The sequence below is a fragment of the Pseudoxanthomonas sp. X-1 genome (genome assembly GCF_020042665.1).
Taxonomy (GTDB): Bacteria; Pseudomonadota; Gammaproteobacteria; order Xanthomonadales; family Xanthomonadaceae; genus Pseudoxanthomonas_A; species Pseudoxanthomonas_A spadix_A.
In genome coordinates this window covers 2,009,948-2,033,666 of record NZ_CP083376.1, presented here as the reverse complement: position 1 = coordinate 2,033,666, position 23,719 = coordinate 2,009,948, and the positions used below count along the sequence as shown (strand labels likewise).

Genomic DNA, 23,719 nt, shown 5'->3' with positions numbered 1-23,719 from the left:
CCACCAAGAAGACGACGCCGATGCGGTCTCGTCGGAGCACAAACATGAGTGACACCCCCCGCAGCAAGCTCTCGCTGAAGCGCGACGCCGCCGCAGCCCCCGAGGTCCGCCTGGAGGAGCGCCTGCACAAGGTGCTGGCCCAGGCCGGCCTGGGCTCGCGCCGCGCGCTGGAGCAGCGCATCGCCGATGGCCTGGTCAAGGTCAACGGCCAGACCGCGCAGATCGGCATGTCCATCGGCAGCGGCGACCGCGTCGAGCTGGACGGCCGCAGCTTCGTGGCCAGCGCGCTGACCGAGCCGACCCGCGTGCTGATCTACAACAAGCCCGAGGGCGAGGTGACCACGCGCGAGGATCCCGAGGGCCGCCCGACCGTGTTCGAGTCCCTGCCCGCGCTCAAGGGCGCGCGCTGGATCGCCATCGGCCGCCTGGACATCAACACCACCGGCCTGCTGCTGCTGACCACCGACGGCGAGCTGGCCAACGCGATGATGCACCCCTCCTTCGAGGTCAGCCGCGAGTACGTGGTGCGCGTGCGCGCCCCGGAAGGCCAGGACACCGTGCCGGACAACCTGGTCGATCGCCTGCGCCGCGGCGTGGCGCTGGAGGACGGCCCGGCCAAGTTCGACGAGATCGAGCGCATCGGCGGCACCGACTCGCACGACTGGTACCGCGTGACCCTGAGCGAGGGCCGCAACCGCGAGGTGCGCCGCCTGTGGGAATCGCAGGGTTGCCAGGTCAGCCGCCTCAAGCGCATCCGCTACGGCGCCATCGAACTGCCGCAGCCGCTGCTGCGCGGCCAGTCGCAGGAGCTGCCCGACGCCCAGGTCCAGGCGCTGCGCAAGCAGCTGGGCCTGGAGGACGGCGCCCCGGCCGCGCTGACCCTGCAGCCGGTGATCGGCCAGCGCAAGGCGGCCAAGGCCACGCTGCAGATCAATGCCCGCGGCGCCGGCAATGCCTACGTCAACGGCCACAGCACCGCCGACGAGGGCCGCGAGCTGCGCCGCTTCGACCACGTGCGCGAGGACCGCGGCCGTGGCCGCGGCAAGGGCGGCGGCTTCAAGGGCGGGCTGACCGTCAGCGGCGAAGCGGCGGCCAAGCAGTCGCAGAAGCCGTTCAAGCAGCGCAAGGAGAAGGGCCCCAAGCCGCTGCCGGAAGGCAACCCGGCCGCGTTCCGCAGCTGGTACGTGCCCGACGGCGTGGACACCGGTCCCAGCGGTCACCGCAACGCCGGCCCGAAGAAGCCCTTCGGCGGCAAGCCGGCCGGCGGCCAGCGCCGCGGTCCGGGCGGTGGCGGCGGCAACAGCCCCTATGGCGGCGGCTTCGGCGACGAGCGCGGTCCGCGCGGCCAGGGCGCCGGCCAGGGCCAGCAGCGCAAGGCCAAGCCGTACGGGCATCCGGGCAACGCGCCCAGCTTCCCCTCCGATCACGCCACGCCCGGCAGCCATCATCCCTATGGCCAGCGCCAGGCCCGTCCGGGCGGTCGCCCCGGCGGCGGCAACCGCCCGGGCGGCAATGGTCCGCGTCCGGGCGGCAACCGCGGCCCGGGCGGCCGGCCCGGCGGCGCGCCGCGGGGCCGTGGCCCGCGCGGCGGCGGCCAGGGCTGAGCCAGCCCGCGAACGCGCGATCCGGCGCGTTTCGCGGGTCGAGCCCCTCGGCCCACATGGCCGCGATATGAGAACCAATCTCATCTTCGCGGCTATACTGGAACGCGCTCCTCCCCCCTGCCCAACACGATCCGCCCATGTCTTCCGCTTACGGCGCCGAAACGGTGCTTGAGGTCCGTCACTGGACCGACGACTACTTCAGCTTCACCACCACCCGCAGCGAGGCCTTCCGCTTCGAGAACGGCCAGTTCGTGATGATCGGCCTGGAGGGCGAGACCCGCCCGCTGCTGCGCGCCTACTCCATCGCCAGCGCCAACTGGGAGGAACAGCTGGAGTTCTTCAGCATCAAGGTCCCCAATGGCCCGCTGACCTCGCGCCTGCAGCACATCCGGCCGGGCGACAGCGTGCTGGTCGGGCGCAAGCCCACCGGCACCCTGCTGATCTCCGACCTGCATCCCGGCCGCCACCTGTACCTGCTGGGCACCGGCACCGGCATGGCGCCGTGGCTGAGCATCGTCAAGGACCCGGAGACCTACGAGCGCTTCGACAAGGTGATCCTCACCCACGGCGTGCGCTACGAGCAGGACCTGGCCTACCGCGACTACTTCGAGCGCGAGCTGCCGCAGCACGAGCTCCTGGGCGAGCTGCTGCGCGAGCGGCTGCTGTACTACCCGGCGGTGACGCGCGAGCCGTTCCGCAACCAGGGCCGGCTGACCGAGCTGCTGGGCAGCGGCCGCATGGCCGAGACGCTGGGCCTGCCGCCGATCGATCCGGCGCGCGATCGCTTCATGATCTGCGGCAGCCCGCAGATGCTGGCCGACCTGCGCGCGCTGCTGGACAGCCGCGGCTTCGAGGCCTCGCCGCGCATCGGCAGCGCCGGGCACTACGTGTTCGAACGCGCCTTCGTCGAGAAGTAGCCGGCCAGCCCGGTGGGACCTCCTCCTTGTGGGAGCTTCCCCTGTGGGAGCCGCCATGGCGGCGATGGGGCTCTACCGGTAAAGCCCATCGCCGCCATGGCGGCTCCCACAACAGCCGGCAGGGATCGCGCTCAGCCCAGCGCATCCTCGATGTCCCGCGCCAACGACGCAGGCGTGTTGCGCGACCCGTAGCGGCGCAGGACCTGGCCATTGCGGCCGACCAGGAACTTGGTGAAGTTCCACTTGATGCGCTCGGTGCCCAGCACACCGGGCCGGTCGTGCTTGAGCCGCTGCCACAGCGGATGCGCATTGGGGCCGTTGACCTCGACCTTGGCGAACATCGGGAAGGTCACCGCGTAGTTGAGGCTGCAGAAGTCGCGGATCTGCGCCTCGTCGCCCGGCTCCTGGTGGCCGAACTGGTCGCAGGGGAAGCCCAACACCACCAGCCCGCGATCGCGGTACTGCTGCCACAGCAGCTCCAGCCCGCCGTACTGGGGAGTGAACCCGCACCTGGAAGCGACGTTGACGATCAGCAGGACCGAGCCGGCCCAGTCGGCCAGCGGCTGCGCATGGCCATTGATGTCCAGCGCCGTGTATTCGAAAACCCCCCGCATGCCCACCCTCCGTTTCTCCCTGGCGGCGCCATGATAGGCACACCGGCGATGTGCACCTAGTGTTATGTGCGTTACGTCACAAATTTGAGGCACCTCGGATGGCCGGTTGCGGCTGACGATTGCGTCATGACATGCCTTCCGTCATGGGCTGGTGCGCGATGGCGCGGTTAGCCTCGGTGGTCGATCTCCACCACCTCGATCCGGAAGCCCATGACCCATCGCCTCGCCCTGGCGCTCGCCCTCGCCCTTGGAACCGCCATGCCCGCCCACGCCCAGACCTCCGCGACGCCCGCCGCCAGCCAGGCCAGCAATCCGTTCTTCGTCCAGAGCCCGCTGCCCCTGCACTATCCGCAGTTCGACAGGATCACCGACGCGGATTTCGCGCCGGCCTTCGATGCCGGCATGGCGCAGCAGCTCAAGGAGATCGCGGCGATCGCCGACAACCCGGCCAAGCCGAGCTTCGACAACACCTTCGTGGCGCTGGAGAAGAGCGGCCAGCTGCTGGATCGCGCGACCTCGGTGTTCTTCAATCTGGTCGGCACCGACACCAACGACACGCGCAAGCAGCTGCAGGCCGACTATGCCGGCAAGTTCGCCGCCCACCGCGATGCGATCAACCTCGACGGCAAGCTGTTCGCGCGCATCCAGGCCGTCTACGACCGCCGCGCCAGCCTGGGCCTGGATCCGCAGAGCCTGCGCCTGGTCGAGAAGGTCCACAACGACTTCGTGCGTGCCGGCGCCAAGCTCTCCGACGCGGACAAGACGCGCCTGAAGGCGATGAACGCCGAGCTGGCCACCCTGTCGACCAAGTTCAGCCAGAACGTGCTGGCCGAGGTCAACGACTCGGCCCTGGTGCTGGACGATGCCAGGCAGCTCGACGGCCTGAGCGCGGCGGAGATCGCCGCCGCGGCCGATGAAGCCAAGGCGCGCAAGCTGCCCGGCAAGTACGTGCTGACCCTGCTCAACACCACCGGCCAGCCGCCGCTGACCCATCTGACCGACCGCGCCACGCGCGAGCGGCTGTTCAAGGCCTCGGTGAACCGCGGCAGCCGCGGCAACGCCTACGACAACACAGCCATCGTCGCGCGGATCATGACCCTGCGCGCGCAGAAGGCGAAGATGCTCGGCTATCCCAACTACGCCGCCTATTCGCTGGAGAACCAGACCGCCAAGACGCCCGAGGCCGTCAACGCGATGCTGGGCAAGTTGGCTCCCGCCGCCGTGGCCAACGCCAAGCGCGAGGCGGCCGACCTGCAGGCGATGATCGACGCCGAGCAGAAGGCCGCCGGCAAGCCGAGCTTCGAACTCGCAGCCTGGGACTGGGCGTTCTACAGCGAGAAGGTGCGCCAGGCCAAGTACGAGTTCGACGAGTCCCAGCTCAAGCCCTACCTGGAGATGCGCAACGTGCTGGAAAACGGCGTGTTCTACGCCGCCAACCAGGAGTTCGGCCTGAGCTTCAAGGAGCGCCACGACCTGCCCAAGTACCACGCCGACACCTTCGTCTACGACGTGTTCGACGCCGACGGCTCGCAGCTGGCGATCTTCATCTTCGACCCGTACGCACGCGCGTCCAAGCGCGGCGGCGCGTGGATGAATTCCTACGTGTCGCAGTCCGCGCTGACCGGCGACAAGCCGGTGGTGGCCAACCACCTCAACATCCCCGAGCCGCCGGCGGGCCAGCCGACGCTGCTGACCTGGGACGAAGTCACCACCGCGTTCCACGAGTTCGGCCATGCCCTGCATGGCATGTTCTCCGACGTGAAGTATCCCTACTTCTCCGGCACCAGCGTGCCGCGCGACTTCGTCGAGTTCCCCTCGCAGGTCAACGAGATGTGGGCCGACGATCCGGCGATCCTGCGGCACTACGCCAAGCACCACCAGACCGGCGCGCCGATGCCGCAGGCCCTGCTCGACAAGGTCGTGGCCGCGGCCAAGTTCAACCAGGGGTTCGCCACCACCGAGTACCTGGGCGCGGCGATGCTGGACCAGCGCTGGCACCAGATCACCGAGGACCAGGTCCCGGCCGCGTCCGGCGTGGTGGACTTCGAAGCCAGGGCGCTGGCGGCCGACGGCATCGCCTACGCGCCGGTGCCGCCGCGCTACCGCACGCCCTACTTCAGCCACATCATGGGCGGCTACTCGGCCGGCTACTACGCCTACATCTGGTCCGAGGTGCTGGACGCGAACACCCAGCAGTGGTTCAAGCAGCATGGCGGCCTGACCCGCGCCAACGGCGACCGCTTCCGCAAGACGCTGCTCTCGCAGGGCGGCAGCCAGGACGCGATGAAGCTGTTCGTCGACTTCACCGGGCACGCGCCGCAGATCGAGCCTCTGCTCGAAAAGCGCGGACTGGACGCGAAGGCGGAGTGAGGGCTTCCGAGCAGCAGGCAAGCCGCGTCGCCGCATTGCGGTGACGCGAATCTGTCGACGGGATGAGTGCGAGACGGTGAGCGCATTGCGCCCACTAGCCTCGACCAGGCCGAGCGCGGCCCTCGGCTCGGCTGCCCCTCGATGGCCGACGCTTGAATGGGAAAAGATTGACCGCGCCTCATGGCTGGGCGGGAGCAACTGTCCCCTCGAATCTCGCAGCGGCCTGCCTGTAGAGCGGAGCTTGCTCCGCTGGGGCCTTCCCCCACAAACCGAACGAAACGCAGCGGAGCAAGCTCCGCTCTACAGGTGGGATTCGGTTGGCGCTCCGCGATCACCAAGCACGCCGCCGCGATTCATTCTGTCCGCTCTGTACCACGCGCGGCAGGATCGAGGCTTTGTGGCGAATAGATCAGGATTTTTTTCGAACCGAAGCCCCATCCATGACGCGCACGGCAGCGGGCCGGCGGGCGGTGTCCGCGACTAGCGAGGCAGGACGCCGAGCGCCCGAGTCAGGGCAGGATGCCCTGATCGAGGGATAAGCGGGCGCCGCCCGCCGGACCGCTGCCCCTCCGGAGTCAGCGCCCTCCCCCTCTCGCCACTGATCAGGCAAAGAGCCACAACGCGCAAAAAAAGCCCGGCTTGCACCGGGCTTTTCTGACGTAGCTTCTCTTAAAAGCCCTAAAGCACTCAGGGCTTGGGCGGCGTCGCAATACGCAGCCCGTCACCCGCCGGCGTCACCGGATAGATCCGCCCGGTCTTCGGGTCCAGCACCTGGTTGTTACCAACCTGCACCGCGCCCGGCACCAGCCGGCCCTGCGCATCGATCACGCGCGTGGGCGTCGCCGGCGCAGTGGGCGTGACGCTGCTGGGCTGCGTGGGCCGCTGCGCATCCGTCGCAGGCCCCTTGGGGCTGACCGGCGGCGTGATCGCGCGCTGGCCCGCGTCCGAGCGCACCCCGGTGCTGCGCTGGGGAGACGTACCGGAGGCATCGCGCGCATTGGGAATCTGCACCGGCTGCGGCTGGTTGAGCTGCTGCGCCTGCGCCAGCGGCGCGGCGGCCAGGATCGGCAGCGCCGCGATCGACAGGATGACGGTCCGGTTGAGCATGACCGAACTCCTTTGTGTGAGTGTCCGGCCACGCTAGCGCGATGCCGCTGGCTGCGCGGTGAAGCCCGCTCCGCGCCCGCGGCGCGGTTCAGCCCGCCGCGGGCGCCTCGACCAGCGCGCGCACCCGGCGCGGCCGGCTCGGGAACGCATGGCGCACGATGCGCCAGGCCACCTGGCTGAACTGTTTGAACAGCGAGCCGGTGTTGTAGTGCTGCCCATAGCGCGCACAGATCTCGCGCACCTCGGCCGCCATCTCGCTGTAGCGGTTGGCCGGGATGTCGGGGAAGAAGTGATGCTCGATCTGGTGGCTCAGATCGCCGGTGAGCACGTCCACCAGCGCACCGCCGGAGATGTTGGACGACCCGCGCAGCTGGCGCAGGTACCAGTGGCCGCGGCTCTCGTTGCGCACGCAGTCCTTGGGGAAGGTCTCCGCATCGGCGGTGAAGTGACCGCAGAAGATCACCACGTAGGTCCAGATGCTGCGCAGCATGTTCGCCGCCAGATTGCCCAGCAGCACCGGCAGGAACCACGGCCCCGCCAGCGCCGGGAACAGCACGTAGTCCTTCAGCACCTGGCGGCCCATCTTGCGGCCGACCGGCGCGAACTGCGCGCGCAGCTGCCTGAAGCTCATCTTGCCCGCCAGCCAGCGGCCCAGGCGCAGGTCCTGGATCGCCACGCCCCACTCGAACAGCAGGCAGAACACCACCGCGATCGGCGGCTGCAGCAGGTAGAACGGCTTCCAGCGCTGCTCGGGGAAGATGCGCAGCAGCCCGTAGCCGATGTCGTCGTCCAGCCCGCGCACGTTGGTGTAGGTGTGGTGGCGGAAGTTGTGGGTCTTCTTCCAGTTCTCGCTGGTGGCCACGATGTCCCACTCGTAGCTGCGGCTGTGCAGCTGCGGATCGCCCATCCAGTCGTACTGGCCGTGGATCACGTTGTGGCCGACGGTCATGTTCTCCAGGATCTTGGACAGCGCCAGCAGCGCGGTGCCGAGCACGCACAGCGGCCACAGCAGCGCCGGCGCGAAGGCCCCGCCCACCGCGCCGGCGAACAGCGCGATGCGGCCCAGCGCGCCGCTCCAGCGCACCGCCGCGACCGCGCGGCGGATGTAGCGCGCATCGCGCGCGCCGAGCGTGGCCACGGTGCGGGCGCGCAGGGCGTCCAGCTCGGCGCCGAAGCGCTGCAGCTCGTCCTGGGACAGGGGGCGGTTGTGCTTGCTCATCAAAGGTCCAGCGTCAGGTCGGTGGCCGCGGCGCTGATGCACAGGCGCACGGTGGCGTCGGGCTCGCCCGAACGCGCATTGGTCTGGGTGTCGCGGGTGATGCCCTCGCGCCGGGTGCAGGCGCAGGTGTTGCAGATGCCCATGCGGCAGCCCGAGGCCGGGCGCAGGCCCTGCGCCTCCAGCGCCTCCAGCAGCGACGCATCGCGCGGCACGGTCAGCGTGCGCCCGCTGCGTGACAGGGTGAGAGCCACGCTGCCGCCCTCGCCCGGCAGCGCGCGCGGCGGGGTGAAGGCCTCGGCCTCGAACCGCACCACGCGCCCTTCCAGCCGCGCGCGCGCGCTCTGGACGAAGCCGTGCGGGCCGCAGGCGAACACCTGGCGATGGCCCAGCTCGGGCACCAGCGCGGCCAGGTCGGTGTCGTCGATGCGCGGCGCGGGGCCATCGGCCTGCCGGGTCAGCCGCAGGTGGACGCGCAGGCCGCGATGGCGCGCGGCCAGCGCGGCAAGCTCGTCGGCGAAGCAGACCTCGGCGCGGGTGCGCGCCCAGTAGACCAGGTCCAGCTCGACCGGCATGCCGGCCGCGTCCAGCTCGCGCAGCATCGCCATCAGCGGCGTGATGCCGCTGCCGGCGGCCAGGAACAGCCAGGGGCCGTGCACCGCGGCCGGCAGGGTCATGGTGCCGAAGGCCGCGCCCAGCGCGAACACCTCGCCGATGCGCGCGTGTCGGCACAGGTGCTGGCTGACCCGCCCGCCTTCGACCTCGCGCACGGTGACCTCGATCCGGTTGCCGGCGACCCGGCTGGGGCTGTAGCTGCGGGTGATCCGGGCGCCGTCCAGCTCCACGCCCAGGTTGATGTGCTGGCCGGCGCGCAGCCCGGCGAAATGGCGGTTGGTCTGCAGCACCAGCGTGACCGCGCCTTCGGCGGCCTGGCGGCGCTCGCGCAGGCGCGCCAGCGGGCGCTCCCAGCTCCACAGCGGGTGGACCCGGCTGGCCCAGAAGTCGAAGACCGCCGGCTCGACCAGGCGACGGGCGACGCGCTGGACCGGGGAGCTGGAACGAGGACGACGGATCGCATTCATGGCCATGCACTATACAGGCGTGAGAACGCATGTCTATACACTTGTATATTCACATGAGGGGCTATGATGGCGGCGCCCCGCACGGACCAGGATCCGCAGTGCCCGCTACCGAGTCCGCCGCCATCGACCCCAGCTCCGACGACGCCAGTAGCGGCCGCCGCGCCGCGATTTCGCGCCAGGACCTGCTGGCGGCCGCCCTGCGCCTGGTCGGCCCGCACCGCAGCCTGTCCTCGCTGAGCCTGCGCGAGGTCGCCCGCGAGGCCGGGATCGCGCCGAACAGCTTCTACCGCCAGTTCCGCGACATGGACGAGCTGGCCGTGGCCCTGATCGACCTGGCCGGCCGCTCGCTGCGCCAGATCATCGGCCAGGCCCGCCAGCGCGCGGCCTCGACCGACCGCAGCGTGATCCGCTTGTCGGTGGAGACTTTCATGGAGCAGTTACGCGCCGACGACAAGCTGCTGCACGTGATGCTGCGCGAGGGCATGGTCGGCTCGGACGCGTTCAAGGCGGCGGTCGAGCGCGAGCTGACCTATTTCGAGGACGAACTGCAGGTGGACCTGGTGCGCCTGGCGGCGTCCGAGGGCGCCACCCTGCACCAGCCGGCCCTGGTCTCCAAGGCGATCACCCGCCTGGTGTTCGCCGCCGGCGCCAGCGCCATGGACCTGCCGCGCGAACGCGATCCGGAGCTGATCGGCCAGCTTTCGACCATGCTGCGCATGATCCTGACCGGCTCGCGCGCGATGGCCAAGGGCGTGGGCGTCGATCGCTGACGCTTGCTCCCCGGGTCCGGCCAACAACGCGGAAGGAGAAGCGCGATGACGGCAGCGGCGGCAAATCCCAAGGTGGACGCATTCATGGCGCGGGCCGAGCGCTGGCGGGCCGAGTTCGAGGCGCTGCGCTCGATCCTGCGCCAGACGCCGCTGACCGAGGACCTGAAGTGGGGCCAGCCCTGCTATGCGCTGGGCAGGGCGAACGTCGTGCTGATGCACGGCTTCAAGGAGTATTGCGCCCTGCTGTTCATGAAGGGCGCCCTGATGCCGGACCCGGACGGCCTGCTGGTCCAGCAGACCGAGCACGTGCGATCGGCGCGGCAGATCCGCTTCACCGCCCTCGATCAGATCACAGGCAAGGCCGCGACGCTGAAGGCCTATGTCGAGGCGGCCATCGCGGTCGAACAGGCCGGGCTCAAGGTCGCCCCCAGGAAGACCGCCGACTTCCCCGTGGCGGACGAGTTCCGCTCACGGCTGGAGGAAGACGCGGCGCTAAGGGCCGCCTTCCAAGGCCTGACGCCGGGGCGCCAGCGCGGTTATCTGCTGCATTTCTCGTCGGCCAAGCAGTCCAAGACCCGCCAGGCGCGGGTCGAGAAAAGCCTTCCGCGGATCATGGCCGGCCTCGGTCTGGACGATTGATTCGCGCCTAGGGCAAGGCACGCGCGATCAGCAGCGCGAAGTCCGTTTGCGCCGGCAGCGTGCCCATCGCCAGTCCGTGCGCGCCGCCCAGGCGCGAGCGGCAGAACGGTTCGGCCACGGGGCTGCCCGTGCGCAGCAGCACGCCGGCCTGCAGCAGCAGCGCCAGGCGCTCGACCAGCAGGCGCGCGCCGGATTCGACCAGCGCGCGGCCGGCCAGCTGCGCGGCGACGAGGTCCAACTGGCGGTCGTAGTCATCGTTCGATCCACGCGCGGCGTTCAGCTCGTCCAGCAGCGCCTGCCCGCAGTCTGGCTCCCGGCCCAAGGCGCGCAGCACGTCCAGGCACTGGATGTTGCCGCTGCCTTCCCAGATGCCGTTGAGCGGCGATTGCCGGAACAGGCGCGGCAGGATCGATTCCTCGACATAGCCGGCCCCACCCAGGCACTCCTGCGCCTCGTTGACGAAGGCCGGCGCGCGGCGACAGACCCAATACTTGCCGATGGCGGTGGTCACGCGCGCCAGCGCGGCCTCGCGCGGGTCGTGCGCGGCGCGGTCGACCGCGCCAGCCACGCGCAGGGCCAGCGCCAGGGCGGCCTCCCATTCCAGGGCCAGGTCGGCCAGCACGTTGCGCATCAGCGCGTGCGCGGCCAGCGGCTGGCCGAAGCTGGTGCGATGGCGCGCGTGGTGCACCGCGTGGGCCAGGGCCATGCGCATCTCGGCGGTCGCGCCGAGCATGCAGTCCAGCCGGGTGAGCATGACCATCTGCAGGATGGTGGCCACGCCGCGCCCTTCCTCGCCGATGCGCCGCGCCCAGGCGCCGGTGAATTCGACCTCGCTGGACGCGTTGGCCCAGTCGCCCAGCTTGTCCTTGAGCCGCATCAGCCGGAAGGCGTTCTTCTCGCCATCGGGCAGGCGCCGCGGCATCAGGAAGCAGCTCAAGCCCCCCGGCGCCTGGGCCAGGACCAGCCAGCCGTCGGACATGGGCGCGGAGAAGAACCATTTGTGGCCGACCAGCGCGTACTCGCCCTCGCCCGCCAGCGGCGTGGCGCGCGTGGCATTGCTGCGCACGTCCGAGCCGCCCTGCTTCTCGGTCATGCCCATCCCCAAGGTGATGCCGGGCTTGTCGGCGATGGGGACATCGCGCGGGTCGTAATGCGGGGCGGCCGCCTTGTCGGCCCATTCGAGCAAGGCGGGCTCGCGCCGCAGTACCGGCACCGCGGCATGGGTCATGGTCAGCGGGCAACTTGTACCGGCCTCGGCCTGGTGATGCAGATAGCTGAGCGCGGCCCGGGCGACATGCGCGCCCGGCCGGGGCGTGTGCCAGGACAGCCCGGCGACGCCGCCGGCCTTGGCCGCGTGCAGCAGCTGGTGATAGGCGGGGTGGAATTCGACCAGATCGATGCGATGGCCAAAGCGGTCGTGCGTCTTCAGCCGCGGCTTGTCGCGGTTGGCGTCGAAGCCCAGGGCGTAAAGGTCGCCGCCCACCTGCGCGCCGTAGGCCTGCAGCGCAGCGGCGAAGCTGCCAGCGCCCTCACGCGTGCAGCCCTCGCGCAGCACCACGTCATCGGCCCAGAGATCGCGCGGTGCGAACTCCGGTGGCTGGTTGTCGACCGTGTGGGTCTCGAAGGCGGGCGTGGCGCGGTGTTCCATCATCGGTGTCCTCCCGCGTCGATTGTGCCGCAGCGACGGTCAGCCGCCCTGCTGCAGTGCGACGACCTTGACGTCGACGTCCTTGCAGGCCCCGTCGTTGCATACGCCGTTGATCCACACCTGCCCGCTGCCCAGCATCACGCCGTTCTGGTTCACCTGGAGCTCGCCATAGCGCTGGGCAGTGATCACCTGTGCAATGGCAGGCGTCAGGATCTGGTCGTACTGCGCGAGGAAATCCTGTGCGTTGTCGATGCGCCGCTTGCCATCGGCCAAGCGCGCCTCGAAGGGATAGCGCACCAGCGCCGCCACCGCGGGCCGGTCGTCCGCCTTGACCGCCGCCTGCAGCCGCTCCAGCACGCTGCGATAGGCCGCGTGGTCGCCCAGCACCCGATCGATGCGGGCATCGACCTCGGCGTCCTTGGCCGACGTTTCCTGCGTGGCGGGAGTCGCTGAGGCAGGCGGTGCTGAGGCCGGCGCGGATGCCAGTGGTGTCGTGGAGGCCGCGGGCGCTGAGGCAGCCGGTGCGTCGGCCTGCGGCGCCTCGGGTGCGCAGGCGGCCAGCGCAATCAGCAGCATGGGTCGCAGCGTTGTTTTCATGAGTCCTCCCGGGATCTGCTTGCCTGCAGGGTGCCGGTGCGGGTGTTGTGGTGGCGTAAGCCCGATGCGTCAGCTGCGGTTCGGGTTCGATCTCAGGTTCTGAGACGGCCCATCCCAACGTTGGCGGCCTGTGCACATCCCAATCCGCACCCTCCCGACCATGGCCCAAGCCTCAAACGACCTGATCGTCCTGCGTCCCGAAGGGCTGTACTGCCCGGCCGGCGATTTCCATATCGATCCCTGGCGGCCGGTGCCGCGTGCGGTGATCACGCACGGGCACGGCGACCACGCGCGCACCGGCATGGGCCGGTACTGGGCCACGCGCCAAAGCCTGCCGATCCTGCAGTGGCGGCTGGGCGAGCAGGACTACGCCATCCACGACTACGGCGAGGCCTTCCGGATCGGCGATGCGCGCCTGTCGCTGCACTCGGCCGGCCATGTGCTGGGCTCGGCGCAGGTGCGGGTGGAAATGGGCGACCGGGTCTGGGTCGCTTCGGGCGACTACAAGCGCCAGCCGGATCCGACCTGCGCGCCGTTCGAGGTGGTGCAGTGTGACACCTTCATCACCGAGGCGACCTTCGGCCTGCCCATCTACCGCTGGCCGGACACGCGCGAGGTCGCGCGCGAGATCGTCGCCTGGCGCCGACACTGCGCGCAGCGCGGCGAGGCGGCGATCCTGTACTGCTATGCGCTGGGCAAGGCGCAGCGGCTGCTGGCCGAGCTGCGCGACCTGGACGATCAGCCGGCGCTGTTGCACGGCGCGATCCAGGCCGGCGTGGAGGTCTATCGCGGCGCGGGCATCGCCATGCTCGACACCTTGCCGGTGTCGGAGACGGCCAAGGGCAGCGACTACGCCGGCCAGCTGATCCTGGCGCCGCCGTCGGCGGCGGGCAGCCCGTGGATCCGGCGCTTCCGCAAGGCGCAGCAGGGCTTCGCCTCGGGCTGGATGCGGGTGCGCGGCAACCGTCGTCGGCGCAATTACGATCGCGGCTTCGTGGTCTCCGACCACGCCGATTGGCCGGATCTGCTGCGCACCGTGCGCGAGACCGGTGCGCGTCGGGTGATCGCCACGCACGGCAATACCGACGCCATCATCCGCGCGATGAACGAGGCCGGTATCGCGGCCGAGGCCTTCCGCACCGATTACGGGAGCGAGGAGTGAAGCGGGCCGTGTGGTCGGCTTCGCGCGCTTGCCTTGCTGCCTGCGCAGGCGCGTTCTCGTCCTCATCGCGCTGCTGTGCCGTGGGAGTGAAAGCGAAGTCCCTGGATTCCCGCGTGCGGGGGAATGACGTTAGGAATGGGAGTTCGGCATGAAGCGTTTTGCCGAGCTGTACAAGGCGCTGGACGAGAGCACCGCCACGCTGGACAAGCGCGCGGCGCTGATCGCCTACTTCCGCGATGCGCCGCCGCGCGATGCAGTGTGGGCGCTGTATCTGCTGGCCGGCGGCAAGATCACCGGCCCGCGGCAGAAGATCGCCGGCACCGGTGAGCTGCGTGCGTGGATCGCGCAGGAGTCGGCCACGCCGGACTGGCTGGTGGACGACAGCTACGACCATGTCGGCGATCTCGCCGAGACCCTGGCGCTGCTGCTGGACGACCCGGCCGCCCCGCCGCCGGACGTGGGCCTGGCCGAATGGATCGAGGAACGCCTGCTGCCGGTGGCCAACCAGGACGAAGCCGTGCGCCGCGCGGTCATCGTCGAGGCCTGGCATGCCCTGCCCTATGCGCAGCGGCTGGTGTTCAACAAGCTGCTGACCGGCGCGCTGCGCGTGGGCGTCTCGCAGCGGCTGGTGCAGCAGGCGCTGGCCGAGATGAGCGGCATCGACATCGCACGCATCGCCCAGCGCATGCTCGGGACCTGGGCGCCGACGCCGCAGTTCCTGCAGGATCTGCTCTCCGAGGAGGAGCTTCCCGGCGATCGCCAGCAGCCCTATCCGTTCTTCCTCGCCTCGCCGCTGGAGGCCGAGGTGCAGTCGCTGGGCGAGATCGGCGACTGGCGCCTGGAATGGAAGTGGGACGGCATCCGCCTGCAGCTGATCCGCCGCCACGGCGAGGTGGCGCTGTGGTCGCGCGGCGAGGAGCGCCTGGACGGGCGCTTTCCGGAGATCGAGGCGGCCGCGGCCACGCTGCCGCGCGACTGCGTGATCGATGGCGAGCTGCTGGCCTGGCGCGCCGGCGAGGACGCGCCCATGCCGTTCACCGCACTGCAGACGCGCATCCAGCGCCGCAAGCCCGGCGCCAAGACGCTGGCCGACACGCCCGCGCGCGTGCAGGCCTACGACCTGCTGGAACTGGACGGCGAGGACCTGCGCGAGCAGCCGCTGGACCAGCGCCGCGCCCTGCTGGAACAGCTGCTGGCCGCGCACGGGGATCCGCGCATCGTCCTGTCCCCACAGGTCCACGCCGCCGACTGGGAAGCGGCCGCGCAGCTGCGCGAGGATTCGCGCACCCGCGGCGTGGAAGGGCTGATGCTCAAGCGCGGCAGTTCCGCCTACCAGGGCGGCCGCCGGCGCGGCGACTGGTGGAAGTGGAAGATCGATCCGCTGACCATCGATGCGGTGCTGCTCTACGCCCAGGCCGGCCACGGCCGGCGCAGCACGCTGTACACCGACTACACCTTCGGCCTGTGGGATGGCGACACGCTGGTGCCGGTGGCCAAGGCGTATTCGGGGCTGGACGATGCGGAGATCCTCAAGCTGGACAGCTGGATCCGCGCCCACACCACCGAGCGCTTCGGGCCGGTGCGCGCGGTCACGCCGCACCATGTGTTCGAGCTGGGCTTCGAGGCGGTCAACCTGAGCAAGCGGCACAAGTCCGGCGTGGCCACGCGCTTCCCGCGCATCCTGCGCTGGCGCCACGACAAGCCGATGGCGCAGGCCGACCGGCTGGAAGACCTCAAGGCGCTGGCGCGGTGACGCCCCGCAAGACCGCGGCGACCGGCAGCCCCGCCAAGGCGCAGCCGAAAGCGGCGCGCCCGCCACGCGCACGCGCCTTCGACGCGCCGCTGCAGGCCTGGCTGGGCACGCGCGGCTGGAAGCCGCTGCCGTTCCAGCGCGAGGTCTGGCAGCACTACCTGGCCGGCCGCTCCGGCCTGCTGCACACCCCGACCGGCAGCGGCAAGACCCTGGCCGCCTTCGGCGGCCCATTGCTCGAAGCCCTGCGAGAAGCCGCCTTGCGCCCGTCTCCCCCCGGGAGAGGAGTTGGGGTGAGGGTGCGTCCGAACACAAGAAGCGCAACCGCACAGGATCTGCCTGCTGGACTGGCGCTCCAGGCAGCGGCGGCGCCCAAGGGCTCTTCTTCCGACAGCGAGGGCGCGAAGCCCGCCCCGTCTCCCGGAAAGAAGCACAACCGCGTCCGCCCCCTGCAGGTGCTGTGGATCACCCCGCTCAAGGCGCTCGCCGCCGACACCACGCGCGCGCTGGGCGAGGCCATCGCCGGCGTCGGCCTGGACTGGCAGGTCGGCCAGCGCACCGGCGACGCCAGCGCGCGCGACAAGCGCCTGGCGCGCGCCGGCAAGCTGGACGTGCTGGTGACCACGCCCGAGTCGCTGGCCCTGCTGCTGTCCTATCCCGACACCGCGCCCCAGCTGCGCCAGATCCGCGCGGTCATCGTCGACGAATGGCACGAGCTGCTGCCCAACAAGCGCGGCGTGCTGCTGCAGCTGGCGCTGGCCCGCCTGCGGTCGCTTTCGCCGCGCATGAGGACCTGGGGACTGTCGGCGACGCTGGGGAATCTGGAGGAGGCTGCGGGCGCGCTGATGCCGGTGATGGAAGGGAGCCCGGAGGCCAAGGAACAAGGGCCAGAAAAAGCGCTCGCCGCGAACGTGACGGCCACCGAGCAGGCCAATGCGCCTGCTTCATCCGCTGGCCCCGGGCCTCTGGCCCCTGACCCCGCCTTCGCCCTCGTCGCCGGCGTCCGCCCCCGCACCCTGGTGATCGACACCCTGCGGCCGAAGGCCGGCGAGCGCTTCCCGTGGTCGGGCCACCTGGGGCTGGCGCAGCTGGCGCGCGTGCTGGACAAGCTGATGTCGGTGCGCACCAGCCTGGTGTTCACCAATACCCGCGCGCAGGCCGAGCTGTGGCACCAGGCGCTGGCCTCGGTCTGGCCCGAGGCGCTGGAGACCTTGGCGCTGCACCACGGCTCGCTCGACCCCAAGCTGCGCGCGCAGGCCGAGGCCGGCCTGCGCGCCGGCGCGCTGCGCTGCGTGGTGGCCACTTCGAGTCTGGACCTGGGCGTGGACTTCCCGGCGGTGGACCAGGTGCTGCAGGTCGGCAGCCCCAAGGGCATCGCGCGCCTGCTGCAGCGCGCCGGCCGCGCGCGCCATCGCCCCGGCGAAGCCGGCCATGTGGTGTGCGTACCCACGCACGCGCTGGAGCTGGTCGAATACGCCGCCGCGCGCCAGGCCATCGCCCGCAACGCGATCGAGCCGCGCCACGCCCCGCGCCTGTCGCTGGACGTGCTGGCCCAGCACTGCGTCACCCTGGCGCTGGGCGGCGGTTTCGAGGCGGACGTGCTGCTGGCCGAGGTGCGCACCACCCAGGCCTTCGCCGCGCTGGACCAGGTCACCTGGCGCGCGGTGCTGGACTTCATCGAACGCGGCGGCAGCGCGCTGGACCGCTACCCGGATTTCCACAAGGTGGTGCGCGACGAGGACGGCGTCTACCGCGTGCACGACCGCAAGGTCGCCCTGCGCCACCGGCTGTCCATCGGCACCATCACCAGCGACGGCGCGGTGCAGGTGAAGTTCCTGCGCGGCGGCGGGCTGGGCTCGATCGAGGAACAGTTCGTCGGCCGCCTGCGGCGCGGCGACCGCTTCCAGTTCGCCGGCCGCACGCTGGAACTGGTGCGCCTGGAGGACATGACCGCCTACGTGCGCGTGGCCAAGCGCGGCGACGGCACCGTGCCCAAGTGGATGGGCGGGCGCATGCCGCTGTCCTCCGAGCTGGGGCACGAGGTCGAGGCCGTCTTCGGCGGCGACCACAGCGCGCCCGAGTTGCGCGCGATCGCCCCGCTGCTGTCCCTGCAGGCGCGCCTGTCCGCCCTGCCCGCGCCGGGCAGCCTGCTGTGCGAGCGGGTCAAGGCGCGCGATGGCCTGCACGTGTTCCTGTATCCCTTCGCCGGCCGCCAGGTGCACGAGGGCCTGGCCGCGCTGCTGGCGCTGCGCTGGGGCCGGCTGCACGCCAACACCTTCGCCTTCGCCGCCAACGACTACGGGCTGGTGCTCTCGCCCGCCAATGCGGTCGAACTGGGCGAGGACACGCTGCGCGCCCTGCTCGCGCCCGAGCGCCTGCTGGAGGACCTCACCGCCAGCCTCAACCTGGGCGAACTGGCGCGCCGCCAGTTCCGCGAGATCGCACGCGTGGCCGGCCTGCTGCCGCCGTCCCTGCCCGGCAAGACGCCGCGCAGCATGCGCCAGCTGCAGGCCTCCAGCGGGCTGCTGTTCGACGTGCTGACCCGCCACGACCCCGACCACCTGCTGCTGCACCAGGCCCAGCGCGAGCTGTTCAGCGGCGTGCTGGAACTGGACCGCCTCACCGACACCCTGCACGATTGCGCCCGGCGCGGGCTGCGGCTGTGCGCCCCGGCCAGCCTGACGCCGCTGTCCTTCCCGCTGTGGGCCGAGAGCCTGCGCGGGCAGCTCAGCACCGAGGACTGGAGTACGCGCGTGCAGCGCGCCGCGCAGCAGCTGGAACGCAAGCATGGCCGTTGAGCTGGACCTGACGCTGGCCGGTGAACCGATGCGCGCCCTGGGCGACCGGGCGCTGTACTGGCCCGCGCGCCGGCGCCTGCTGATCGCCGACCTGCACCTGGGCAAGGGCGACATCTTCCGCCGCGCCGGCATCGCCCTGCCCAGCGGCGGGACCCGCCACGACCTGGCCCGGCTGGCGGCGCTGGTCGAACACACCGGCGCGCACGAACTGTGGGTGCTGGGCGACGTGCTGCACGGCCCGGCACCGCAGGCGAGCTGGCGCGCGCATGTGGACCGGTGGCGGCGCCAGCACCATCACCTGCGCGTGATCGCGCTGGCCGGCAACCACGACCGCGACCTGGACGCCGCCGCCGACCTGGGCTTCGAGGTGTTTCCGGACAGCGTCGAGGACGGGCCGTTCGTGCTGCGCCACCACCCTCAGCCCGACCCGCAGCGGCACGTGCTGTGCGGCCATCTGCATCCGGTGTTCAAGGCGCCGGGCACCACCGTGCGCTGGCCGGCGTTCCTGCTGCGCCAGGAGATGACGGTGCTGCCGGCGTTCTCGCAGTTCACCGCCGGCGTGGTGCCGGACCTGGCCCCGGGCGAGCGGCTGATCGCCTGCGTCGAGGGCCAGGCGATCGCGCTGCCGCCGGCCTGACCGGCGACGCCAGCGTTTAGATGTTGTCCTGCGGCTCCAGGCGCGGGGTGATCGCGTCCTGGCGCGGCAGGCGGCGGCCGGCGCGGCGGTCGGCCTTCCAGCACAGCCAGCCGGCCACGAAGAAGGCACTGGCGGCCAGCGCCAGCTTGACCGGGTGGTGCGCCACCAGCGGCGAGACCACGCCGGCGACCAGCGCGCTGACCATCAGCTGCACGAAGGCCTGCAGCGAGGACGCCAGCCCACGCTGATGCGGATACAGGTCCAGCACCGCCAGCGCCAGGATCGGGAACACCAGGCCCATGCCGGTGCCGGCCACGAAGATCGGCAGCACCGCCCATGGCACCTCCAGGCGCGGCGCCAGCAGCGCGTAGACGATGCTGGCCAAGCCGGACACGCCGCAGCAGATGAAGCCCAGCCGCGCCTGGGTGGCCGGCTTCATCCTGCCGGCCATGCGCCCGGACAGCCACGCGCCCAGGGTCATGCCGCCGATGGTGGGCAGGAACAGCCAGGCGAACTCCTGCTCGGTCTTGCCCAGCAGTTCGAGCACGAACACCGGCGCCGAGGCGATGTAGAGGAAGACCCCGCCGAAGGCCAGCGCGCCGGACGCGGCCAGCCGCTGGAAGCGCCGGTCCAGGCCGATCGAGGCATAGCGCCGCGCCAGCCCGCGCGGCGACAGCGGCGTGCGCGCGTCCACGGGCAGGGTCTCGGGCAGCCAGGCCGCGGTGGCCAGCAACAGCAGCAGGCCGAAGACCATCAGGAACCAGAAGATCATCGGCCAGCCCTGGCCGGTGCCCAGGATCCAGCCGCCCATGATCGGCGCGATGGCCGGGGCGATGCCGAAGATCATCGACACCTGACTCATCAGCTTCTGCGCCAGCGGGCCGGCGTAGAGGTCGCGGATCACCGCGCGGCCGACAATCATGCCGGCGCCCGCCGAGAAGCCCTGCAGCGCGCGGAACAGCAGCAGCGTGCCCAGATCGCGCGACAGCGCGCAACCGGCCGAGGCGGCCACGAACACGCACAGGCCGGCCAGGATCACCCGCCGCCGGCCGAACGCGTCGGACAGCGCGCCATGGGCCAGGCTCATCACGCCGTAGGCCAGCAGATAGACGCTGACGGTCTGCTGCACCGCCGTCTGGTCCACCCCCAGGCGCTGGGCCAGCTGCGGGAAGGCCGGGAAGATGGTGTCGATGGAGAACGGGCCGAACATCGCCAGCCCCGCCAGCAGCAGGGCGAGACGGCGGGTCGAGGTGGCGGGCAACGGCATGCGGGGGTCCGGGGAAGCGGGAGCCTGCCGTGCGGACGGCACGGCGGGCGCGCGCCGCGCGCGGGGCGCGGCGTGGCGGGGAAGGAAGGTGGGTTGCCGCCCATGATAGGCGCTGCGCGCAGCGTCTTGCCGCGCGGCACTGAACAGGGCCTCGCACGGTTCGTGGCGTCCCCGGCGATACGCGCCCCTGCCCGGCCCGTATAATCGCCGGGGCAACACAGGTGGGAGAAGCGGCGCGGGGCCATGCCAGGCCCGCACCGCTGCCGAAGGCGCAACGCCCGTAATCGCTCAGGCCCGATACCACCGCAGGCAGCACACACTCTGGAGAGACCGGCCGCCCGCGAGGGTCGGCGCCGGCGCCGAAGGGGCACGAGGCGCAGTCCAGCGCGCCTCCAAACTCTCAGGCAGAAGGACAGAGGGGCGCGAGAGGATGCTTCCATCCGCTCGTCGTTCCCGCGCAAGCGGGAACCCGGCGACGTTGCCCGCGGCCAGGCCGAAGGCAGGCGCCGGATCTCCGCTTCGCGCGGGGTGACGCAGCCGGGAGGGAACGTCCGTTCCATCCCGCGTGCCCCCTTCTTCGGATGCCCTGCCATGTCCCAGCCCTCCCCGTCCCTGCGCGACCTCGAACACCACGCCGCGTTCGTCGAACGCCATATCGGCCCCAACGACACCGAGATCGCGCAGATGCTCGAGGCGGTCGGCCACCCCAGCCTGGACGCGATGACCGACGCCATCGTCCCGGGCAAGATCAAGTCGCCCGCCGCCCTGGCCCTGCCCGAGGCGATCACCGAAGAGGAGGCGCTGGCCAAGATCCGCGCCATCGCGCAGAAGAACCAGGTGTTCAAGAGCTTCATCGGCCAGGGCTACTACGGCACCCACACACCCAAGGTGATCCTTCGCAACATCCTGGAAAACCCCGCCTGGTACACCGCCTACACGCCCTACCAGGCCGAGATCTCGCAGGGCCGCATGGAAGCGCTGATCAACTTCCAGACCCTGTGCGCCGACCTGACCGGCATGGAAATCGCCAACGCCTCGCTGCTGGACGAGGCCACGGCCGCCGCCGAGGCGATGACCCTGGCCAAGCGTTCGGCCAAGTCCAAGTCCAATGTCTTCTTCGTCCATGACGCGGTGCATCCGCAGACCCTGGAGCTGCTGCGCACGCGCGCCGAGCCGCTGGGCATCGTGCTGGAGCTGGGCACCCCGGCGCAGGCGATGGAGGCCGATGCCTTCGGCGTGCTGCTGCAGTACCCGGACACCTTCGGCCAGCTCTCGTTCGACACCCTCGCTGGCTACCAGGCGCTGACCGACGCGGTGCATGCGCGCCAGGGCCTGGTGGCCGTGGCCACCGACCTGCTGGCGCTGACCCTGATCGCCGCGCCCGGCGAATGGGGCGCGGACATCGTGGTCGGCAATTCGCAGCGCTTCGGCGTGCCGTTCGGCTTCGGCGGCCCGCATGCGGCATTCATGGCCTGCCGCGATGCCTTCAAGCGCTCGATGCCCGGCCGCCTGATCGGCGTGTCGATCGATGCCGAGGGCAACCCGGCCTACCGCCTGACCCTGCAGACCCGCGAGCAGCACATCCGCCGCGAGAAGGCCACCTCCAACATCTGCACCGCGCAGGTGCTGCTGGCGGTGATGGCCTCGATGTACGCGGTCTACCACGGCCCCGAGGGCCTGACCCGCATCGCCCGCCGCACCCATCGCCTGGCGGCGATCCTGGCCGCCGCGCTGCGCGGCGCGGGCGTGCAGGTCGGCGAGCACTTCTTCGACACCCTGCACGTCAAGGCCGTCGATGCCGACGCGCTGCACGCCCGTGCGCTGCAGGCCGGCATCAACCTGCGCGTGATCGACAGCGAGGCGCTGGGCATCAGCCTGGACGAGACCACCACCCGCGCCGACATCGTCGCCCTGGGCAGGCTGTTCGGCGTGGAGATCGACGTGGACGCGCTGGACGCGGCCAGCGCCGATGCGCTGCCGCAGGGCCTGGTGCGTACCAGCGCGTTCCTGCAGCACCCGGTATTCAACACCCACCACAGCGAGCACGAGCTGCTGCGCTACATGCGCGCCCTGGCCGACAAGGACCTGGCGATGGATCGCACCATGATCCCGCTGGGCAGCTGCACCATGAAGCTCAACGCCACCGCCGAGATGATCCCGGTGACCTGGCCCGAGTTCTCCGCGATCCATCCGCTGGCCCCGGCCGCGCAGTGGGCCGGCTACCGCCAGCTGATCGACGAGCTGGAGGCCATGCTGGTCGAGTGCACCGGCTACGACACGGTCAGCCTGCAGCCCAACTCCGGCGCGCAGGGCGAGTACGCCGGCCTGCTGGCGATCCGCGCCTACCACCGCGCGCGCGGCGAGGGCCATCGCGACATCTGTCTGATCCCCGAGTCGGCGCATGGCACCAATCCGGCCTCGGCGCAGATGTGCGGCATGAAGGTCGTGGTCACCAAGTGCGATGCCAACGGCAACGTCGATGTCGAGGACATCCGCGTGCAGGCCGAGAAGTATTCCGACCGCCTGGCCGCGCTGATGATCACCTACCCGTCCACGCATGGCGTGTTCGAGGAAGACATCGTGGCCATCTGCGAGGCCGTGCACGCGCACGGCGGCCAGGTCTACACCGACGGCGCCAACATGAACGCCCTGGTCGGCGTGGCCAAGCCGGGCAAGTGGGGCTCGGACGTGAGCCACCTCAACCTGCACAAGACCTTCTGCATCCCCCACGGCGGCGGCGGCCCGGGCGTGGGGCCGTGCGCGGTCAAGTCGCACCTGGCCCCGTTCCTGCCGCGCACGCTGGGCGGACAGGGCGAGGTGGGCATGGTCTCGGCGGCCAGCTTCGGCTCGGCCTCGATCCTGCCGATCAGCTGGATGTACATCACCATGATGGGCAGTGCCGGGCTGCGCAAGGCGACCCAGGTGGCGCTGCTCAACGCCAACTACATCGCCAAGCGCCTGGCGCCGCACTACAAGACGCTCTACACCGGCCGTAACGGCCTGGTCGCGCACGAGTGCATCCTCGATGTGCGTCCGCTGGAGAAGACCACCGGCATCAGCGCCGAGGACATCGCCAAGCGCCTGATCGACTTCGGCTTCCACGCCCCGACCCTGAGCTTCCCGGTGGCCGGCACGCTGATGGTCGAGCCGACCGAGAGCGAATCCCAGCACGAGCTGGACCGCTTCATCGACGCGATGATCCAGATCCGCGAGGAGATCCGCGCGGTCGAGGACGGGCGCCTGGAACGCGAGGACAACCCGCTCAAGCACGCCCCGCACACCGCCGTGCAGGTCTCCGGCAGCGAGTGGACCCACGCCTACCCGCGCGAACTGGCGGCGTTTCCGCTGCCCTCGCTGCGCCAGGCCAAGTACTGGCCGCCGGTGGCGCGCGTGGACAACGTCTACGGCGACAAGCACATCATGTGCGCCTGCATCCCGGTCGATGCCTACAAGGAAGACGCCGAGGCCTGATCGCAGGCCCCGGTCGCGGCAGCGAAAAGCCCCGCCTTCCCGGCGGGGCTTTTCGTTTGCGACGTCATTC

General features: G+C 70.8%; 17 protein-coding genes and 1 riboswitch. Of the genes, 10 read left to right on the top strand and 7 right to left on the bottom strand.

Annotated elements, in window-relative coordinates; all coding sequences use genetic code 11:
- Positions 1-44 precede the first annotated feature (44 nt).
- Together LAJ50_RS09005 and LAJ50_RS09000 are read left to right on the top strand one after the other, a co-directional pair.
- Complete coding sequence (locus LAJ50_RS09005) at positions 45-1,604, top strand: pseudouridine synthase (RefSeq protein ID WP_130552176.1); 1,560 nt, start codon at positions 45-47, stop codon at positions 1,602-1,604.
- 137 nt (positions 1,605-1,741) lie between these two features.
- Positions 1,742-2,521, top strand: coding sequence for a ferredoxin--NADP reductase (locus tag LAJ50_RS09000; RefSeq protein ID WP_130552178.1), 780 nt, complete (start codon positions 1,742-1,744; stop codon positions 2,519-2,521).
- Positions 2,522-2,652: 131 nt separating this feature from the next.
- Here LAJ50_RS09000 and LAJ50_RS08995 read toward each other — a convergent pair whose 3' ends face one another.
- Positions 2,653-3,135 (bottom strand): glutathione peroxidase, encoded by a 483-nt coding sequence (locus tag LAJ50_RS08995; protein WP_130552180.1) that lies wholly within the window; start codon positions 3,133-3,135, stop codon positions 2,653-2,655.
- Between the two features lie 210 nt (positions 3,136-3,345).
- Between LAJ50_RS08995 and LAJ50_RS08990 the strand changes: the two genes are divergently transcribed.
- Positions 3,346-5,505, top strand: coding sequence for a M3 family metallopeptidase (locus LAJ50_RS08990; protein WP_130552182.1), 2,160 nt, complete (start codon positions 3,346-3,348; stop codon positions 5,503-5,505).
- A 687-nt stretch (positions 5,506-6,192) separates the two neighbouring features.
- On the opposite strand, the gene LAJ50_RS08985 is transcribed toward LAJ50_RS08990, so the two are convergent.
- From LAJ50_RS08985 to LAJ50_RS08975, 3 genes are all read right to left on the bottom strand, one after another.
- Positions 6,193-6,612, bottom strand: a complete 420-nt coding sequence (locus LAJ50_RS08985) for a hypothetical protein (RefSeq protein ID WP_130552183.1) — start codon at positions 6,610-6,612, stop codon at positions 6,193-6,195.
- An 88-nt stretch (positions 6,613-6,700) separates the two neighbouring features.
- Entirely contained in the window at positions 6,701-7,831 is a 1,131-nt protein-coding gene (locus tag LAJ50_RS08980) for an acyl-CoA desaturase (protein WP_130552185.1), read from the bottom strand.
- Complete coding sequence (locus LAJ50_RS08975; protein ID WP_130552186.1) at positions 7,831-8,910, bottom strand: ferredoxin reductase; 1,080 nt, start codon at positions 8,908-8,910, stop codon at positions 7,831-7,833. Before LAJ50_RS08975 ends, LAJ50_RS08980 begins: the two co-directional genes overlap by 1 nt.
- 122 nt (positions 8,911-9,032) lie before the next feature.
- On the opposite strand from LAJ50_RS08975, the gene fabR reads away from it, so the two are divergent.
- Positions 9,033-9,680 carry an HTH-type transcriptional repressor FabR gene (fabR, locus tag LAJ50_RS08970; RefSeq protein ID WP_130552221.1) on the top strand — a complete coding sequence of 216 codons (648 nt, stop codon included), beginning with the start codon at positions 9,033-9,035 and terminating at the stop codon, positions 9,678-9,680.
- A gap of 45 nt (positions 9,681-9,725) precedes the next feature.
- Positions 9,726-10,319: a DUF1801 domain-containing protein gene (locus LAJ50_RS08965; RefSeq protein ID WP_138651137.1), complete on the top strand. Its 594-nt coding sequence runs from the start codon at positions 9,726-9,728 to the stop codon at positions 10,317-10,319.
- 7 nt (positions 10,320-10,326) lie between these two features.
- Here the strand turns inward: LAJ50_RS08965 and LAJ50_RS08960 are convergent, their stop codons facing one another.
- Together LAJ50_RS08960 and LAJ50_RS08955 are read right to left on the bottom strand one after the other, a co-directional pair.
- Positions 10,327-11,967, bottom strand: coding sequence for an acyl-CoA dehydrogenase family protein (locus LAJ50_RS08960; RefSeq protein ID WP_138651234.1), 1,641 nt, complete (start codon positions 11,965-11,967; stop codon positions 10,327-10,329).
- A 39-nt stretch (positions 11,968-12,006) separates the two neighbouring features.
- Positions 12,007-12,543, bottom strand: a complete 537-nt coding sequence (locus LAJ50_RS08955; RefSeq protein WP_138651138.1) for a hypothetical protein — start codon at positions 12,541-12,543, stop codon at positions 12,007-12,009.
- A gap of 181 nt (positions 12,544-12,724) precedes the next feature.
- On the opposite strand from LAJ50_RS08955, the gene LAJ50_RS08950 reads away from it, so the two are divergent.
- From LAJ50_RS08950 to pdeM, 4 genes are all read left to right on the top strand, one after another.
- Positions 12,725-13,726 carry a ligase-associated DNA damage response exonuclease gene (locus tag LAJ50_RS08950; protein ID WP_138651139.1) on the top strand — a complete coding sequence of 334 codons (1,002 nt, stop codon included), beginning with the start codon at positions 12,725-12,727 and terminating at the stop codon, positions 13,724-13,726.
- Positions 13,727-13,874: 148 nt separating this feature from the next.
- Complete coding sequence (locus tag LAJ50_RS08945) at positions 13,875-15,479, top strand: ATP-dependent DNA ligase (protein ID WP_138651140.1); 1,605 nt, start codon at positions 13,875-13,877, stop codon at positions 15,477-15,479.
- Positions 15,480-15,568: 89 nt separating this feature from the next.
- Positions 15,569-18,274, top strand: coding sequence for a DEAD/DEAH box helicase (locus LAJ50_RS08940; protein WP_224096563.1), 2,706 nt, complete (start codon positions 15,569-15,571; stop codon positions 18,272-18,274).
- A complete protein-coding gene (gene pdeM / locus LAJ50_RS08935; RefSeq protein WP_138651141.1) occupies positions 18,264-18,911 on the top strand; it encodes a ligase-associated DNA damage response endonuclease PdeM in 648 nt (215 codons plus the stop codon). The genes LAJ50_RS08940 and pdeM overlap by 11 nt, the downstream gene beginning before the upstream one ends.
- A gap of 16 nt (positions 18,912-18,927) precedes the next feature.
- Here the strand turns inward: pdeM and LAJ50_RS08930 are convergent, their stop codons facing one another.
- A complete protein-coding gene (locus LAJ50_RS08930; RefSeq protein WP_138651142.1) occupies positions 18,928-20,178 on the bottom strand; it encodes a multidrug effflux MFS transporter in 1,251 nt (416 codons plus the stop codon).
- A 311-nt stretch (positions 20,179-20,489) separates the two neighbouring features.
- Positions 20,490-20,604: riboswitch (glycine riboswitch) on the top strand.
- 165 nt (positions 20,605-20,769) lie between these two features.
- Between LAJ50_RS08930 and gcvP the strand changes: the two genes are divergently transcribed.
- Positions 20,770-23,649 (top strand): aminomethyl-transferring glycine dehydrogenase, encoded by a 2,880-nt coding sequence (gene gcvP / locus LAJ50_RS08925; RefSeq protein ID WP_138651143.1) that lies wholly within the window; start codon positions 20,770-20,772, stop codon positions 23,647-23,649.
- The last annotated feature ends 70 nt before the right edge of the window (positions 23,650-23,719 follow it).

Coding starts and splice junctions, on each gene's coding strand:
- LAJ50_RS08930 (WP_138651142.1), bottom strand. CDS start 20,178: ATGCCGTTGCCCGCCACCTCGACCCGCCGTCTCGCCCTGCTGCTGGCG.
- gcvP (WP_138651143.1), top strand. CDS start 20,770: ATGTCCCAGCCCTCCCCGTCCCTGCGCGACCTCGAACACCACGCCGCG.
- LAJ50_RS08960 (WP_138651234.1), bottom strand. CDS start 11,967: ATGGAACACCGCGCCACGCCCGCCTTCGAGACCCACACGGTCGACAAC.
- LAJ50_RS08995 (WP_130552180.1), bottom strand. CDS start 3,135: ATGCGGGGGGTTTTCGAATACACGGCGCTGGACATCAATGGCCATGCG.
- LAJ50_RS08965 (WP_138651137.1), top strand. CDS start 9,726: ATGACGGCAGCGGCGGCAAATCCCAAGGTGGACGCATTCATGGCGCGG.
- LAJ50_RS08950 (WP_138651139.1), top strand. CDS start 12,725: ATGGCCCAAGCCTCAAACGACCTGATCGTCCTGCGTCCCGAAGGGCTG.
- LAJ50_RS08975 (WP_130552186.1), bottom strand. CDS start 8,910: ATGAATGCGATCCGTCGTCCTCGTTCCAGCTCCCCGGTCCAGCGCGTC.
- LAJ50_RS08945 (WP_138651140.1), top strand. CDS start 13,875: ATGAAGCGTTTTGCCGAGCTGTACAAGGCGCTGGACGAGAGCACCGCC.
- LAJ50_RS08990 (WP_130552182.1), top strand. CDS start 3,346: ATGACCCATCGCCTCGCCCTGGCGCTCGCCCTCGCCCTTGGAACCGCC.
- LAJ50_RS08955 (WP_138651138.1), bottom strand. CDS start 12,543: ATGCTGCTGATTGCGCTGGCCGCCTGCGCACCCGAGGCGCCGCAGGCC.
- LAJ50_RS09005 (WP_130552176.1), top strand. CDS start 45: ATGAGTGACACCCCCCGCAGCAAGCTCTCGCTGAAGCGCGACGCCGCC.
- pdeM (WP_138651141.1), top strand. CDS start 18,264: ATGGCCGTTGAGCTGGACCTGACGCTGGCCGGTGAACCGATGCGCGCC.
- LAJ50_RS08980 (WP_130552185.1), bottom strand. CDS start 7,831: ATGAGCAAGCACAACCGCCCCCTGTCCCAGGACGAGCTGCAGCGCTTC.
- LAJ50_RS09000 (WP_130552178.1), top strand. CDS start 1,742: ATGTCTTCCGCTTACGGCGCCGAAACGGTGCTTGAGGTCCGTCACTGG.
- LAJ50_RS08985 (WP_130552183.1), bottom strand. CDS start 6,612: ATGCTCAACCGGACCGTCATCCTGTCGATCGCGGCGCTGCCGATCCTG.